This is a genomic window from Dyella sp., assembly GCF_035508675.1.
Classification (GTDB): domain Bacteria; phylum Pseudomonadota; class Gammaproteobacteria; order Xanthomonadales; family Rhodanobacteraceae; genus Dyella_B.
Genome location: NZ_DATJMN010000206.1, coordinates 1 through 13795, shown reverse-complemented (window position 1 = coordinate 13795; position 13795 = coordinate 1). Strand labels below are relative to the sequence as shown.

At 63.1% G+C, this 13795-nt stretch carries 15 protein-coding genes; 8 read left to right on the top strand and 7 right to left on the bottom strand.

Annotated features, from left to right (window positions below; genetic code table 11):
- Positions 1 to 455 precede the first annotated feature (455 nt).
- The 6 genes from pepQ to rph all read right to left on the bottom strand — a co-directional run bounded on the left by pepQ (position 456) and on the right by rph (position 7205).
- The gene (gene pepQ, locus VMA74_RS10870; RefSeq protein WP_325366816.1) at positions 456 to 1781 is read right to left on the bottom strand and encodes a Xaa-Pro dipeptidase; all 1326 of its coding nucleotides are present in this window, start codon (positions 1779 to 1781) and stop codon (positions 456 to 458) included.
- 135 nt (positions 1782 to 1916) lie between these two features.
- Complete coding sequence (locus VMA74_RS10865) at positions 1917 to 2249, bottom strand: PilZ domain-containing protein (RefSeq protein WP_325366814.1); 333 nt, start codon at positions 2247 to 2249, stop codon at positions 1917 to 1919.
- The gene (locus VMA74_RS10860; protein WP_325366812.1) at positions 2246 to 4612 is read right to left on the bottom strand and encodes a DUF1631 family protein; all 2367 of its coding nucleotides are present in this window, start codon (positions 4610 to 4612) and stop codon (positions 2246 to 2248) included. Before VMA74_RS10860 ends, VMA74_RS10865 begins: the two co-directional genes overlap by 4 nt.
- 90 nt (positions 4613 to 4702) lie before the next feature.
- On the bottom strand, positions 4703 to 5866 hold the full coding sequence (hemW, locus tag VMA74_RS10855) for a radical SAM family heme chaperone HemW (protein ID WP_325366810.1): 1164 nt from the start codon (positions 5864 to 5866) through the stop codon (positions 4703 to 4705).
- Between the two features lies 1 nt (position 5867).
- A complete protein-coding gene (gene rdgB / locus VMA74_RS10850) occupies positions 5868 to 6467 on the bottom strand; it encodes an RdgB/HAM1 family non-canonical purine NTP pyrophosphatase (RefSeq protein ID WP_325366808.1) in 600 nt (199 codons plus the stop codon).
- 9 nt (positions 6468 to 6476) lie between these two features.
- Positions 6477 to 7205, bottom strand: coding sequence for a ribonuclease PH (rph, locus tag VMA74_RS10845; RefSeq protein WP_325366806.1), 729 nt, complete (start codon positions 7203 to 7205; stop codon positions 6477 to 6479).
- 76 nt (positions 7206 to 7281) lie between these two features.
- Here rph and VMA74_RS10840 point away from each other — a divergent pair, with 76 nt between their 5' ends.
- From VMA74_RS10840 to VMA74_RS10810, 7 genes are all read left to right on the top strand, one after another.
- Positions 7282 to 8139 carry a YicC/YloC family endoribonuclease gene (locus VMA74_RS10840; protein ID WP_325366804.1) on the top strand — a complete coding sequence of 286 codons (858 nt, stop codon included), beginning with the start codon at positions 7282 to 7284 and terminating at the stop codon, positions 8137 to 8139.
- Positions 8136 to 8774, top strand: coding sequence for a guanylate kinase (gene gmk, locus VMA74_RS10835; RefSeq protein WP_325366802.1), 639 nt, complete (start codon positions 8136 to 8138; stop codon positions 8772 to 8774). The genes VMA74_RS10840 and gmk overlap by 4 nt, the downstream gene beginning before the upstream one ends.
- 88 nt (positions 8775 to 8862) lie before the next feature.
- Positions 8863 to 9699: an ABC transporter ATP-binding protein gene (locus tag VMA74_RS10830; RefSeq protein ID WP_325366799.1), complete on the top strand. Its 837-nt coding sequence runs from the start codon at positions 8863 to 8865 to the stop codon at positions 9697 to 9699.
- Positions 9696 to 10469, top strand: coding sequence for a lipid asymmetry maintenance ABC transporter permease subunit MlaE (gene mlaE, locus VMA74_RS10825; protein WP_325366797.1), 774 nt, complete (start codon positions 9696 to 9698; stop codon positions 10467 to 10469). Before VMA74_RS10830 ends, mlaE begins: the two co-directional genes overlap by 4 nt.
- Before the next feature lie 37 nt (positions 10470 to 10506).
- Positions 10507 to 11379, top strand: coding sequence for an outer membrane lipid asymmetry maintenance protein MlaD (gene mlaD / locus VMA74_RS10820; RefSeq protein WP_325366796.1), 873 nt, complete (start codon positions 10507 to 10509; stop codon positions 11377 to 11379).
- 23 nt (positions 11380 to 11402) lie between these two features.
- The gene (locus VMA74_RS10815) at positions 11403 to 12095 is read left to right on the top strand and encodes an ABC transporter substrate-binding protein (protein WP_325366794.1); all 693 of its coding nucleotides are present in this window, start codon (positions 11403 to 11405) and stop codon (positions 12093 to 12095) included.
- Complete coding sequence (locus tag VMA74_RS10810; protein ID WP_325366792.1) at positions 12082 to 12390, top strand: STAS domain-containing protein; 309 nt, start codon at positions 12082 to 12084, stop codon at positions 12388 to 12390. The genes VMA74_RS10815 and VMA74_RS10810 overlap by 14 nt, the downstream gene beginning before the upstream one ends.
- A gap of 101 nt (positions 12391 to 12491) precedes the next feature.
- On the opposite strand, the gene VMA74_RS10805 is transcribed toward VMA74_RS10810, so the two are convergent.
- Positions 12492 to 13355, bottom strand: a complete 864-nt coding sequence (locus VMA74_RS10805) for a VacJ family lipoprotein (protein WP_325366789.1) — start codon at positions 13353 to 13355, stop codon at positions 12492 to 12494.
- 208 nt (positions 13356 to 13563) lie between these two features.
- Between VMA74_RS10805 and rpoZ the strand changes: the two genes are divergently transcribed.
- Positions 13564 to 13795 (top strand): DNA-directed RNA polymerase subunit omega (rpoZ, locus tag VMA74_RS10800; RefSeq protein WP_325366787.1); only part of this gene is annotated, 232 nt, incomplete at its 3' end.

Below are 13795 nucleotides of genomic sequence, written 5' to 3'. Positions count from 1 at the left end.
AAGCAGCCATGCATGATGCAAGCCGGGCAGGCGGGCCGACGGCCCAGGACGGCGCGAACAACGGGAGACGAAGAATTGCCATAGGCGGCTCGTTCCCAGCAGGGTGAGCCCATCCTACACGCGTCGGTATCGAAGAAAAGTGCATCGCCATGTTTCACCATTCCGCTATCAAGCTATCCGCGGGCATTCAACGCCATCGGCGCGGCGGGATTGTTGACGAGGATCAATTCATTTGCGGCGTGTGCGTCGAATGACCACAGGGCTGCTGACGGCGGATGCCGTGTCTGCGGCGCTGCCTTAAAAGCCTGATTGGCCATGTAGGCCGGGCCATCCCCTCGTAGCTTGGCGGTGCGCGAACGCGAACCGCAACATCGCCATCCAGGCTGCCATGTTGCGGTTCGTCTGCGTCTAGGCCTTGCTTCCTGGCTTGAGCGATTGCGGCTGCGCGAAACGACTCAAGCCTTTGCCGACTCGGCAAACGCGTCGCGCGTAAGATTCTCAGGCTCGTCGTCGGTGCACACTACATCGTCTTCGATGCGGATGCCGCCATAGGGACGGAACGCCGCCACCTTGTTCCAGTCGATATCGTTTGAAACCGGCTTGTCGCGCAGTTCTTCCAGCAGCATGTCGATGAAGTAGAGCCCCGGCTCGATGGTGACCACCATGCCCGGTTCCAGCACGCGCGTCATGCGCAGATACGGATGGCCGTCCGGGCGTGGAATGAAACCGCCGCGCTCATTGCCCTGGAAGCCGGCGACGTCATGCACTTGCAGGCCGATCGGGTGCCCCAGCCCATGCGGGAAAAAGGCCGAGGTAACGCCGGATTGCACGGCGCTTTCCGCACTCATGCGAATCAATCCGTGTTCGCGCAGCACGTCGGCGAGCACGTGGTGGGCATGGAGGTGCAGTTCCGCATAGTTCTGCCCCGCTTTGACCTTGGCCGCAAAGCCTTGCTGTGCGCGGTCCATGCTGTCGATCAGCGCCTGGAATGCGTCGTGGCCGTGGCCGGCGTAAGTGCGAGTGATGTCGCTGGCATAACCTGACTTGCTGGCACCGGCATCGATCAGGAACGAGCGGCCTTGCTGTGGCGGCGTGCGGTCGAAATGCGTGTAATGCAACACGGCGGCGTGTTCATTGAGGCACACGATGTTGGCATAAGGCAATTCGTTTTCGGTCTGCTTGGCGGCGGCAAGATAGGCCAGCTGGATGCCGAATTCGCTCTCGCCGGCGCGGAAGGCTTGCTCCGCCGCGCGATGCGCACGCGTGCCGATGCGGCTGGCTTCACGCATCAATACAAGTTCGTAAGGCGTCTTGTAGCCGCGATGCCAGTGTAGGTAGTTGACCACCGCTTCCGGGTTGTTGGCCTCCACGCCTTCGATGCTGGGGCATTCCGGCGCGATCACGGCCCGATGGCCTTTCGGCAACAACGCCACGGCTTCGGCATGCGTGCGCACGATGGTGATGTCGAATTGATCCACCCAGTAACCGCAGGGCGCAGCAGGCACCACGTGCCAGTAGTCGCGCGGCTGCACGAAAATCAGTTTCGGTTTATGGCCCGGCGTGTACGCCACCCAGCTGCCGGGCGTGTCGGTCAGCGGCAGCCAATGACGGAAATGCGGGTTGGCGACAAAGGCGTAATCCTGGTCGTCGAGGAATTTGCGCAGCGGCGTGCTGGCGGCAATCAGCAGATGATCGAAACCGCCCAACGCCAGTGCCTGGTCTGCGCGCTGGCGCAGGGTGGCGACGTGTTGGGCGTACAGCGAGGCAGGATCGTGGCTCATGCATCAGTTCCGGCGGTGGTCTTGAACCAGTGTAGCGCGGGCGTGCATGAGCGCTGCGATAGGCGCTCGTTTGGAAAAAAATCGTCGCGGTACAGGCAAAAGTCGGCATAACGCCGACGGGTTCCCGCCCAGCGATCAGGCTTGCTGCAGCCACCGCTCCAGTAGCGCGGCATCGTTGTTGCCGATGGCGATGATGCGAAATCCCGACCAGATCTGTCCGGGGGTGGCAGCAGGTTCGTGCCATTGTTCCTGGATGCCTACTTCGATGGTCGGCATGCTGGCTTCATGCGTCGGCAGCGACAGGCTCACCTGATAGACGGCTTCGCTGCGCGGCGTATGCGGGCTGATCAGCAACATGCCGTTGCTGGAGAGGTTGCCCAACTGGCCGAGCGTTTGGCCGGTGATCAGATCCGTCACGTTGACGATGTAATGGGGCCGTTTGCGCGGCGCGCGGCGCTGTTCGTTCATGAGCGTGCCTCCGGCAGCAGCGGTGCGGGACGCAGCAGGCTGTTGGTCAGCGCATGCCAGGCGCGGTCGAGCAGGCCCTCATCCTTGGGCGGCAATTCACGCACGCGGCCGTCCGCAATCGCACGCGCCAGCTCCTGCAGATTCATCACGTCGCTGCGCTGGCCGCGGCGATTGACGAACAGGCTGTTACCTGACACGGGCGAAAACCATGCCAGCTTTTGCTGCGCGGCATGGCCGGTGGCCGGATCGGTGAACTCGAACCAGGTGCCGAACGGCAACTGGCGAAGATGGTTGTGGATGCGCGCCTCGCGTAAGCCGAGCGGCGGCACCACGGCCGCGTTCGTGGAGGATGGCGAGGATGGCGCTTCCTGGTTGCGCTGCTCGCCAAGCCGCTGGCGCTGCTTGAGCCGGATCGCCAGATCCGTTGCACTGGGCACCTCGGCAACGCGCCGAGGTGGCGGTGTCGCGTCTTCCGCTGGAGGCGTGACGGCTGGGAGTGGCGCTTGCTCGGCTTTTTTTTCGATGACCGGTTCGGCCACGGCGGCTTTCGGTGTCTCCGGTGCAGCGGTTAGCGACGAAACCGTGGCCGGCATTTGCGCACTGATCAGGCGCTGCGCGACCTGCTCGGCTTCGTCTTGGTGCATGCCGATCTGCTGCAGGCCCGTTTCCACGTCCCGACGCAGCTCCAGCGGATCGCTGATCGGGAATTGGCCGAGTAGCTCATCGGTAATGCGCAACTGATGCAGAAAGGCTTCGCTGTGTTCGTCATGACGCAGCAATGTCAGCGCCAGTACGTCCGTCCAGGCGCGTTCGAGCAAGGTGCGCAGCAAGCCGCGCGGCGCGGCAATGGCAAAGCGTTCGGCCATCAGTTCGTCCGCGCGCCGCCGCGCCTGCTCCAGCCGCTCGCGGCCTTGCATGGCTTCCACGTGGCGACGCTCCGACGCCTGCGCCTTGCGCACCAGTTGCATCAGGTGATGTTCGATATCTGCCAGCAGGCTGGTGTAGAGACCGGCGCTCGGCGGTTCCTCCTGGGCGCGATCCACCAGTTGACTCAGCTTGGCGAGCAGTTGCTGGTCGGTTTCGCCATCGGGTCCATCCAGCCAGGTGTCGAGGGTGTCGGCGAGTTTGCCGAGCAGCTGGCGTGCGGGATGCTCGCGTTGATTGAAGAAATCGCGATCGGCGACAGCCATCCGCAACAGCGGCAACTGGAGATTGCCGAGCAGGGCGCGCGCATCCGGACCATGATGCAATTGTTGCGCGAGCTGTTCGAACAGCATCGCCACCAGTTCCACCGTATCGCCTTGCTCGGCGGTCAACTGCATGCGCGCCGCGCCGGGTGGCAAGTTGAGGTTGAGCTGGTACAGCAGCTCTTCCTGCAGACGTTGCGCGCTGCGCAGTTCGCGGCTGGTGCGATCAGTGACCTGCACCATGTGTTGTTGTAGCGCGTTGAGTGCTGTTTGCAGTTCATCCGGTGTGGCGGTGCGCCCGCCGGCGGCCGTTGCCGGGCTTGCCGTGGCGCGTTGCTGCGCAAGCATGTCGCGCAGGGTCTCCAGTACGGCAATCGGTTCGTGGCTGCGTTCGGCAGCATCCGCGGATGTTGCGGCTGCAGCAGCGGCGGGTGCTTGCGCGCCGACATGCGCAGGCCCATGCGTCCCGCGCACGGCGGTGAACGCGCGTAGTTGCGGCAGGATGCCATCGGCCAGCAACTTGGCGTTGATGCCTTCGTACAACGACACCAGCGTACGTCCGACACTGCTCTCGAACACTTGCAGCAACAGCAAGCGATGTTCGAGCGGCAGATTCAGCGGCTCGCTGGCCGCGCGCAGGACGCGTGCCATGTTCTGGGGGCCAAGCGGCAGCTGTTTGCCTTCCAACGGCGGGGCCGCGACCAGCACGGCCAGGCGATAAGCCAGTTCGGAGAGGATCGCCCCGTTCTGGGCTTCGCTGCGCGCCGCGAGCTTGTCGAGCGCGGCGGTCAGTTCATGCTCGGTGCGATCGAGCAGTGTCAGCGATTCGAGGCTGAGTGACGGCGAAGCTTGCTCGTCGTGCGCTTCGCCCATGCTTTCAAAGCTCTCGCGCAACTTCGCCGCGAAGGACTGGATGAATGCCGCGCGACCGTGTTGCACCATGTTGCGGCTGTCGAAGCAGCGCTGCTGTTCCAAATGATTGCGGGACTGCTCGGCCTGTTCGTAGAGGCGCTTGTCGAAGCGATCCAGGCACAACCGCAGCGTGGGTTCTGCCCAATGGTCACAAAGCGTGCATGCCGCCTCGATCAGTTTGCGCGTGCGCAAGGGCAGCCGGCCGAGGTCGGCGCGGCGACCTCCGGCAGCAGGCGATGGATAGACCCTCGGCTCGACGTCCATGACCAGGATTCCCCATGAGTTCCCCTGGGCCAAGTGTATGCTGGATACAGGAGCTCGTCATGGGTTTTGTGATGGGCATCACATTTTTGCCTAGGCCAGGAAGCCACCGATGACATCGTTGAGAAAGCGCTGCCCCAGCGGCGTGGTGCGCAGGCAATCCGGGTCGTCTTCCAGCCAGCCTTTCCGGCGGCTGGCCTCGAGTTGACTGGCGATCCGCGCCAGCGGCATGCCGGTACGGGCGGCGAAGTCGTCCACCGGTACGCCGTGGATAAGGCGCAGGGCATTGAGCATGTACTCGAATGGCAGTTCGTCGGCCGCTACGGCCGAGTGGCCGCCGATGCGGGCCGGCTGGGTGGCAGCTTCCAGGTAGGCGTTGGGGTGGCGGGTTTTCCAGCGGCGCCACACCAGGCCGGATGCGGCATCGCTGAGCTTGCCGTGCGCGCCGGCGCCGACCCCGAGGTAATCGCCGAAGCGCCAATAGTTGAGGTTGTGTTCGCAACGCCGGCCGGGTTTGGCGTAGGCGGAGACTTCGTATTGCGTATAGCCCGCCTGGGCCAGGCGCGTTTCGCAGGCTTCCTGCATGGCCCAGGCGTCGTCGTCGTCGGGCAGCGGCGGCGGATGCGCGGCGAACACGGTGTTGGGTTCGAGCGTGAGCTGATAATGGGAAATATGGGTTGGCTGCAAGGCCACGGCGCGGTCCACGTCGTTCAATGCGCCGGGCAGGGTTTGTTCCGGCAGGGCGTACATCAGGTCGAGATTGATGTTGCCGATGCCGGCATCCTGCGCGGACTTCACCGCGGCTTCCGCCTCTATCGAGGAATGGATGCGCCCCAGGCGCTTGAGCTTGTCGTCGTCGAAGCTCTGGATGCCGAAGGAAATCCGGTTCACCCCCGCGGCCAGGTAGCCGTCGAATCGCCCATGCTCGACCGTGCCTGGATTGGTTTCCAGCGTGATTTCGCATGCCTCCATAAAAGGCAGGCGCGCGCGTGCGCCGTCGAGAAAGCGGGCGATGAGTTCCGGCGCGAACAGGCTGGGTGTGCCGCCGCCGAAGAACACGCTGATGATGGGCCGGTTTGCTAGCGCGCTACCGAAATCGTGCAGATCGGCGTCCAGGTCGGCCAGCAGCGCTTCCACGTAGCGCGCATAGGGCGGCTCGCCACGTAGACCATGCGAATTGAAATCGCAATAGGGGCATTTCTTCACGCACCACGGCATGTGGACGTAGAGTGACAGCGGCGGTGCGATCAGCGGCATCTCAGGCGTGCAGTTCGGCGATGCGTGCGTGCAATGTCGCCATGGCTTGGCCGCGATGACTGAGGCGGTTCTTGACCTCGGGTTCCAGCTCGGCGGCGCTCAGTGACTGGCCATGCGGCAGGAACAAGGGATCGTAGCCGAAACCGCGCGCACCACGTGGCGCGTCCAGCACGTGGCCATGCCAGCGGCCCTCGGCAATCAGCGGCGCAGGGTCTTCGGCATGCCACAGCAGCGCGAGCACGCAGATGAAGAAGGCATGGCGCTGTGCCTGCGGGACGCCGTCGAGTTCGCGCAGCAGGCGCGTGTTATTGGCTTGCGCGTTGCCATGGCCGCCGCTGTATCGCGCGGAATAGAGTCCGGGCGCACCATGCAGGTGCATCACGCACAGGCCTGAATCATCTGCCAGCGCCGGCAAGCCCGTCACCTGGGATGCGTGACGCGCTTTGAGCAATGCGTTCTCCACGAAGCTGAGGCCGGTTTCCTCGACATCTTCCACGCCGAGTTCCGCCTGTGGAATCACTTCGAATTGGCTATCGGCGAGCAAGGTATTGAATTCGGCAAGCTTGCCGCGGTTGCTGCTGGCCAGAACGATACGCCGCATGGAAAGCACCTAGCCCAGATCCAGCGCAGCGCGCTGCAGGCCGACAAGTTCGACGATGCCTTTTTCGGCCAGGTCGAGCATGGCGTCCATTTCGTCGCGGCGGAATGCATGGCCTTCGGCGGTGCCTTGTACTTCGATGATGCCGCCGCCGTCATTCATCACCACATTCATGTCGGTGTCGCAGTTGGCGTCTTCGTCGTAGTCGAGGTCGAGCACGGGCATGCCCTGGTAGACGCCGACCGACACCGCCGCCACCGCGCCGATGATGGGATTGCGCTTCAGGTTTTCGCGCTTCATCAATACGTTTACCGCGTCGACCAACGCCACGTAGGCGCCGGTGATGGCGGCGGTGCGCGTGCCGCCGTCGGCCTGGATCACGTCGCAATCGAGGGTGATCACGCGTTCGCCGAGCGACTGGCGATCCACGCAGGCGCGCAGGCTGCGGCCGATCAAGCGCTGGATTTCCATGGTGCGGCCACCCTGGCTGCCGCGCGCGGCTTCGCGCTGGGTGCGGGTGGAGGTGGCGCGCGGCAGCATGCCGTATTCGGCCGTGACCCAGCCTTCACCTTTGCCGCGCAGCCAAGGCGGCAGGCGGTCTTCGATGCTGGCTGTGCACAGCACGCGTGTGTCGCCGAATGCGATCAGCACGGAGCCTTCGGCATGACGGGTGTAGTGGCGCTCGATGGTGACTTTGCGCAACTGATCACTGGTGCGACCGCTTGGACGGGACACAGGCATAGGCTCTTTGGGCAATGGGAGGCGGGACAGTTTACCATTGCCCCCTTTCCTTACCTTCCATCCCCAAAGGTTCTCCATGATCCGCAGCATGACGGCCTATGCTTCCGCCGAAGCCCTTACCCCCGCGGGGGCGCTGACGTGCGAACTGCGTGCGGTCAACCATCGCTACCTGGAGCTTAGCCCCCGGTTGCCGGACGACATGCGCGTATTCGAATCCGCGCTGCGTGAGCGGATGACGAGCCAGTTGTCGCGCGGCAAGGTGGATGTGATTGTGCGGCGTGGCGAAGCGCGCGGCGAATCACTGCAGGTCGACAGCGTATTGGTGGGCCGCTTGTCCGAACTGGCGCTGGATATGGAAGCGCGGTTCCCGCGCATGCGCATCGAATTCACTGAGTTGCTGCGCTTTCCGGGTGTGCTGCAGCACGCTGAAGCGGATCAGGACGCCCAGCAAGCGGCCTTGCTGGATGTGCTTGACCGCGCCTTGGATGTGCTCACCGCCACGCGCGAGCGCGAAGGCGCCAAGCTGGCGGATATCCTGCGCGAGCGCCTCGATGCGATCGAGCGCATCGTGACGGAGGTGCGTGGCTGGATGCCGGAAATCCGCACCGCGCTGCGTGCGCGGCTTGAATCACGCCTCGCCGACCTCAAGCAGCCGGCCGATCCGGGCCGATTGGAGCAGGAGCTGGTGCTGCAGGTCACGCGTTCCGATGTGGACGAGGAACTTGATCGTCTGAGTACGCACATTGCGGAAACGCGCCGTGTGCTCGGTCTGAAAGAGCCGGTGGGCCGGCGCCTGGATTTCCTGATGCAGGAGTTCAACCGCGAGGCCAATACCCTGGGTTCCAAGTCGGTCGACGCGCGCACCACCAATGCCGCCGTGGAGCTGAAAGTGCTGATCGAGCAGATGCGCGAACAGGTGCAGAACATCGAATGAGCGCGCAGACCTCCAGCACCGAGGGCACGCTGTTCATCGTCGCCGCGCCTTCCGGCGCGGGCAAATCGACCCTGGTGAACGCGCTGCTCGCGCGCGAGCCGGGCATCTCGCTGTCGATCTCCCACACGACGCGTCCGCCGCGGCCGGGCGAGCAATACGGGCGCCACTATTACTTCGTCGAGCGGGCCGAGTTCGAGCGCGAGGTTACCCAGGGCATTTTCCTCGAACACGCCGAAGTGCATGGCAATTTCTATGGGACTTCGCGCAAGACCGTGCAGGATCTGCTCCAGCAAGGGCGCGATGTCCTGCTGGAGATCGACTGGCAGGGCGCCACGCAGATACGCAAGGCCAAGCCTGACGTGGTGAGCGTATTCATCCTGCCGCCGTCGCGTGCGGAACTGGAGCGACGGCTGCGTGGGCGCGGCTCGGACAGCGCGGAAGTGATCGAGCGGCGGCTGCGTAATTCGCGCGGAGAGATCGCCCATGCCCACGAGTTCGACTACATCATCGTCAACGACCGGTTCGAGGAGGCGCTGGACGGCCTCCAGGCCATCGTGCGGACAGTGCGCCAACGCAGCGTGCTGCAATGCCTGCGGCACGAGGGTCTGATCCGGGAGCTTTTGGCCGAAACCTGAACGTTCGCTCAGGATTACTGTACTGGTCCGCATAGCATTAGGGCTCCAGTTCAGTTAACTTCTCCACTTTCCCGCCACCCCCCTGGCCATGATCGATACTGTCCAAGCTCAACCTGACGATCGCGCTCTGGTGAGCATCCGTGGCCTGACCACGGTGCTCAACGGCAAGGTCGTGTTCGACAAGCTGGACCTGGACATCCCGCGCGGCAGGGTCACCGCCATCATGGGCCCGAGCGGCACCGGCAAGACCACCCTGCTCAAGCACATTACCGGCCAGATGCGCGGCGATGCCGGCCAGGTGCTGGTGGATGGGAACAATGTGGCCCAGCTGCGGCGCGATGCCCTGTTCGGGCTGCGCGAGCGCATTGGCTACCTGTTCCAGAACTCCGCGCTGCTCACCGACTTCGACGTGTTCGAAAACGTGGCGTTTCCGCTGCGCCAGCACACCCGCTTGCCGGAGGTGCTGATCCGCAACATCGTGCTCACCAAGCTGCAGGCGGTCGGCCTGCGCGGTGCCGCTTCGCTGATGCCCAGCGAGCTGTCCGGCGGCATGGCACGCCGCGTCGCATTGGCACGTGCGATCGTGTTCGATCCCATGCTGATTCTTTATGACGAGCCGTTCGTCGGCCTGGATCCGATCGCGTTGAACCAGGTGCTGAAGCTCATCCGCACGCTCAACGAAACGCTGGGCATCACCAGCGTGCTGGTGGCGCACGAACTGGAGGCGATCAAGCAGGTGGCCGATATGGTCTATCTGATCGCCAATGGCAAGGTGGTGGCGCAAGGCGATCCCAAGACCATCGCCGGGAACGGCTCGTCATGGACGCGCCAATTCTTCGGCGGCGATGCGGATGGCCCGGTGCCGTTCCAGTATCCGGCCGACGACTACGCCGCGGCCCTCGGCTTCAAACAAGGTGCTGCATGAGCGCGCGGATGGAACACGAAAATGTCGTGATCGCATCGTTGGCCCAGATCGGGCGCTGCGGTCTGTTCCTGCTGCGCATTCTTTCCGCCATTCCGCGCAGCATGCGGCATGCGGCGGAGACGGTGCGCCAGTTGTGGTTCGTCGGCGGCATGAGCCTCACCATCATCATGACCTGCGGACTGTTCGTGGGCATGGTGCTGGGGCTGCAGCTGTACCACGTGCTGGCCATTTTCGGCGGTACTTCCGCCACCGGTTCGGTGGTGGCGCTATCGGTGTATCGCGAACTGGGGCCGGTGGTAACCGCGCTGCTGTTCGCAGGCCGTGCCGGCACGTCGATCACGGCGGAAATTGGCTTGATGCGCGCGACCGACCAGATCGCAGCGATGGAAATGATGGCGGTGGACCCGATCGCTTATGTGGCCGTGCCACGCTTTCTGGCCGGCTTGATCGCCATGCCGCTGCTGTGCTGCGTGTTCTGCGGCATGAGCATCTTTGGCGGCCATCTTGTCGCGGTGGATTGGCTGGGCGTCGACAACGGCACGTTCTGGTCGAACATGACCGCCACCGTGGATGTGTGGGACGACGTGGTCAACGGCCTGATCTGGAAGAGCCTGGTGTTCGGTGGCGTGATATCGCTGATTGCCGTGTTCCAGGGCTACACCACGGCACCAACCAGCGAAGGCGTGGCGTATGCCACCACGCGTACCGTCGTCGCCTCGGCGATCGCCATTCTCGCGCTGGACTTCGTGCTCACCGCCTTCCTGATGTGACCATCATGACTAATTGCTTCTTTTTGAGGACCTTGCCGTGAGCCAGAGAAAATCCTATGCCGTCGGTACCGGCCTGTTCATCGTGCTCGGTTTCGCTGCACTGGCTTACCTCGCCACGCAGACGACCTCGGTCGTCAACAGCCACCAGGGCGCGAGCTACACCGTCGATGCGCAGTTTGCGAACGTCGGCCAGTTGAAAGAGCGCGCGCCGGTGAAAGTGGCAGGCGTACGTGTGGGCCAGGTGCAGTCGATCAGCTTGGAGCCGGGCAAGGACATCGCCGACGTCAAGCTCTCGATTGACAAGAAATTCAGCCAGATTCCCTCCGACTCGACCGCGGTGATCTATACCAGCGGGCTGCTGGGCGACCAGTACGTGGGTTTGCAGTTCGGCAGTGCCAAGCAATATCTCGCCAACGGCGGGCATCTGGTGCTGACCCGGTCGACCCAGCCGCTGGAGGAAATGCTCGGCAAGTTCTTCGGCGCAGGCGGTACGGCCGATGCCTTCGGCGGCAGCTACGACGTCACCGCGCATTTCAGCAATGTCGGTACGCTTTCGATAGGGGCGCCGGTAAAAATGGCGGGTGTTTCCATCGGCAGTGTGGTCGGTGTGAAGGTGGATCCGGTGAAGCTGGACGCCACCGTCACCATGGCCATCGACAACAAGTACAACCAGATTCCGGATGATTCGTCCGCGGCCGTATTCACCAGTGGTTTGATCGGCAGCCAGTATGTTGCAGTCCAACCCGGCGGCTCGCCGAATTCGCTCAAGGATGGCGACCAGTTCGTGCTGACGCAGTCGGCGATGCAACTGGAAGATCTGATCGGCAAGTTCCTGGTCAATGGTTCGTCCAGCGGCAGCAACAATGCCGGTGGCAACGGTTCATCCAATCAGCCCGCCGGCAAGCATTGAGCCGGCTTTTCGAGGAGTCATGCATGTTGCGTCATCTGGCCATTGCCACCGCTCTCGCCCTGGGCAGCGTCGTGATCGCCGCGCCGGCTTTCGCGCAGAGTGCATCCAGCGCACAACCGTCCAGCGCATCGTCGCCGCAGGCCGTTGTAGAAGAGATCACTCATCAGCTCGATACGCAGATCGCCGATCACAAGGCGCAGCTGCAAAACAACAAGCCCAAGCTGGTCGCCCTGATCAACCAGATTTTCTTGCCACATTTCGATACGGACTGGGCATCGATTCTGGTGCTTGGCATGCATGCACGCGAAGCAACGCCCGAGCAGCGTGCGCGCTTCGCCAAGGCCTTCTATAACTCACTGACCAACCGCTATGCGGAAGGCCTGCTGAGCTATACGAAAGGCACGGTGAAAATCTTGCCGTTCGCGGGCGACGTCAATCCCAAGTACACGGTGGTGAAGACGCAGATGAACACGAGCGACAACAAGCCCGTGTCGGTGAACTTCGTGTTCCACCAAACCGCCGATGGCCAGTGGAAGGCCTACGACATCATCATCGAAGGCATCTCCTACATCACCAATTACCGCAACCAGGTCGATGCCGAGATCAAGAAGGAAGGCCTCGACAAGCTGACCGCCGACCTGGAAACGCAGGGCGACAAGGCGCTGCAGCAGATGGAACAGCAAGACAAGGGCAGCAAGGCCCATGGCGCCGACTAAGTCCGGCGAGTTTCGGGTCGCCACCGACAGGCCGGACACGGTTGCCGTGTCCGGCACGCTGAATTTCGCCACGGCAGCGAATGCGCTCACGGCGATGCGTGCTGCATTCGCCAAGAGCGACCGGCATGTGCTGGATCTGGGTGGTGTGGATGGCTGCGACAGTGCCGGCCTGGCGTGCGTGCTGGCGGCGCTGTCGGAAGCGGACCAGGGCGGTCGCCGGGTGACCGTCAGCCGCGTGCCTGCAGGCATGCAGGCGCTGGCACGGGTCTGCGGTGTGGATCCGTTGTTGCATTGAGCAGGCAAAAATGAGCACAAAAAAACGAGGCTCATCAAGGCCTCGTTTTTTTTGTGCCGCTTGAGCGAGGCCCGCCTCGGAGCGGGCTTCGTTCTTTCAGCTCAGCCCCCGGTCGGCTTGCCGGAGTTGTTCTGCTGCTTCTGCTTCTGTTCCCATTGCTGCTGTTCCTTCAACAGCTCGGCGGGATCGAAATTCTGGTTCTGGTTGTTGGAACCTTGGCCCTGCTGCAGCTTGAGCATCACGTCCGCCGGCGGATTGCCGTCGTAGATCTTGTTCAGGCGGTTCTGGCGCCAGGCGTCGCGTACGAAGGCATAGGGGTCGTAGGCGGTCTGCAAGAAGCTGTCGGCGTCGAGCAACTGCGCGCGCATCTGGATGAAGTACACCACTTGCGGGATGTAGTACTGGCCCCAGTGGAACTTGTGGTTGCTCGAGAAATAGCTCATTGGGTCAAACAGGTAGCCATCCACCGGGTACTGCCAGACGTCGCGGAAGGTCGATGGGCCGAGCAGCGGCACCATCACGAAGTCGCCCTCCGGCACCCCCCAGCGGGCCAGGGTGATGCCGAAATCGGTTTCCTTGAGCGGAATCTGCATCTTGGTAGCCGGATCGAAGAAGCCGGCCAGGCCCACCGTCATATTGATCAGGAAGCGGCCGGTATCGGCCATCGCGTCACTGGGGCGGGCCTGCAGCAGGTTGTTGGCAATGCTGATGGGGAGGCGGATGTTGGTGAAAAAGTCGCTGATCGAGGTCTGCACCGGCTTGGGCGTGACCTTGGTGTAGCCCACGGCCACCGGACGCAGCACATGCTTGTCCAGCGCCATGTTGAAGGCGTAGCTCTTACGGTTGAACTTCTCCAGCGGGTCGTCGGTACGAGGCGGAGCGATGGCACAGCCGGCCAGCAGGGTAAGCATGGCCAGGGCGGGTACAAGACGGCGTAGTGCGGCAGGGCGGGGCAGGGAAGGCATCGAGAGGGAGTCCGCTGCAGGGGTTGGGGAAATTTGTACTTTATAGTTCTATATTGTGCACGTGTTGCAGCATTGTTTCGAGCTGGCGTGCGACGGCCGGGCATGATAGAGGTTGTTCATCATGGCTGCGACCCTGTCGCGTTGCCAGCCGGGTAGCCGGCCGATAAACTGTAAGGCCGCATAAGTTTTTATAGTTCAAGGATTTCCGATGGCTCGCATTACCGTGGAAGACTGCCTCGAGGTAGTCAACAACCGTTTCGAACTGGTGCTGATGGCGACCAAACGCGCCCGCCAGCTCGCCAATGGTGCCGAACCGGCGGTCAATCCGGATAACGATAAGCCCACCGTGTTGGCGCTGCGTGAAATCGCCGATCGCCGCATCGACCAGGCCACCATCGACGAGATCGACCGCGCCGAGCGCGAGCGCGCTGAGCGTGAAG

What these genes read in the sequence shown, in the direction of transcription:
- pepQ (WP_325366816.1), bottom strand. Translation starts at nt 1,781, where the DNA reads ATGAGCCACGATCCTGCCTCGCTGTACGCCCAACACGTCGCCACCCTG.
- VMA74_RS10865 (WP_325366814.1), bottom strand. Translation starts at nt 2,249, where the DNA reads ATGAACGAACAGCGCCGCGCGCCGCGCAAACGGCCCCATTACATCGTC.
- VMA74_RS10860 (WP_325366812.1), bottom strand. Translation starts at nt 4,612, where the DNA reads ATGGACGTCGAGCCGAGGGTCTATCCATCGCCTGCTGCCGGAGGTCGC.
- hemW (WP_325366810.1), bottom strand. Translation starts at nt 5,866, where the DNA reads ATGCCGCTGATCGCACCGCCGCTGTCACTCTACGTCCACATGCCGTGG.
- rdgB (WP_325366808.1), bottom strand. Translation starts at nt 6,467, where the DNA reads ATGCGGCGTATCGTTCTGGCCAGCAGCAACCGCGGCAAGCTTGCCGAA.
- rph (WP_325366806.1), bottom strand. Translation starts at nt 7,205, where the DNA reads ATGCCTGTGTCCCGTCCAAGCGGTCGCACCAGTGATCAGTTGCGCAAA.
- VMA74_RS10840 (WP_325366804.1), top strand. Translation starts at nt 7,282, where the DNA reads ATGATCCGCAGCATGACGGCCTATGCTTCCGCCGAAGCCCTTACCCCC.
- gmk (WP_325366802.1), top strand. Translation starts at nt 8,136, where the DNA reads ATGAGCGCGCAGACCTCCAGCACCGAGGGCACGCTGTTCATCGTCGCC.
- VMA74_RS10830 (WP_325366799.1), top strand. Translation starts at nt 8,863, where the DNA reads ATGATCGATACTGTCCAAGCTCAACCTGACGATCGCGCTCTGGTGAGC.
- mlaE (WP_325366797.1), top strand. Translation starts at nt 9,696, where the DNA reads ATGAGCGCGCGGATGGAACACGAAAATGTCGTGATCGCATCGTTGGCC.
- VMA74_RS10815 (WP_325366794.1), top strand. Translation starts at nt 11,403, where the DNA reads ATGTTGCGTCATCTGGCCATTGCCACCGCTCTCGCCCTGGGCAGCGTC.
- VMA74_RS10810 (WP_325366792.1), top strand. Translation starts at nt 12,082, where the DNA reads ATGGCGCCGACTAAGTCCGGCGAGTTTCGGGTCGCCACCGACAGGCCG.
- VMA74_RS10805 (WP_325366789.1), bottom strand. Translation starts at nt 13,355, where the DNA reads ATGCCTTCCCTGCCCCGCCCTGCCGCACTACGCCGTCTTGTACCCGCC.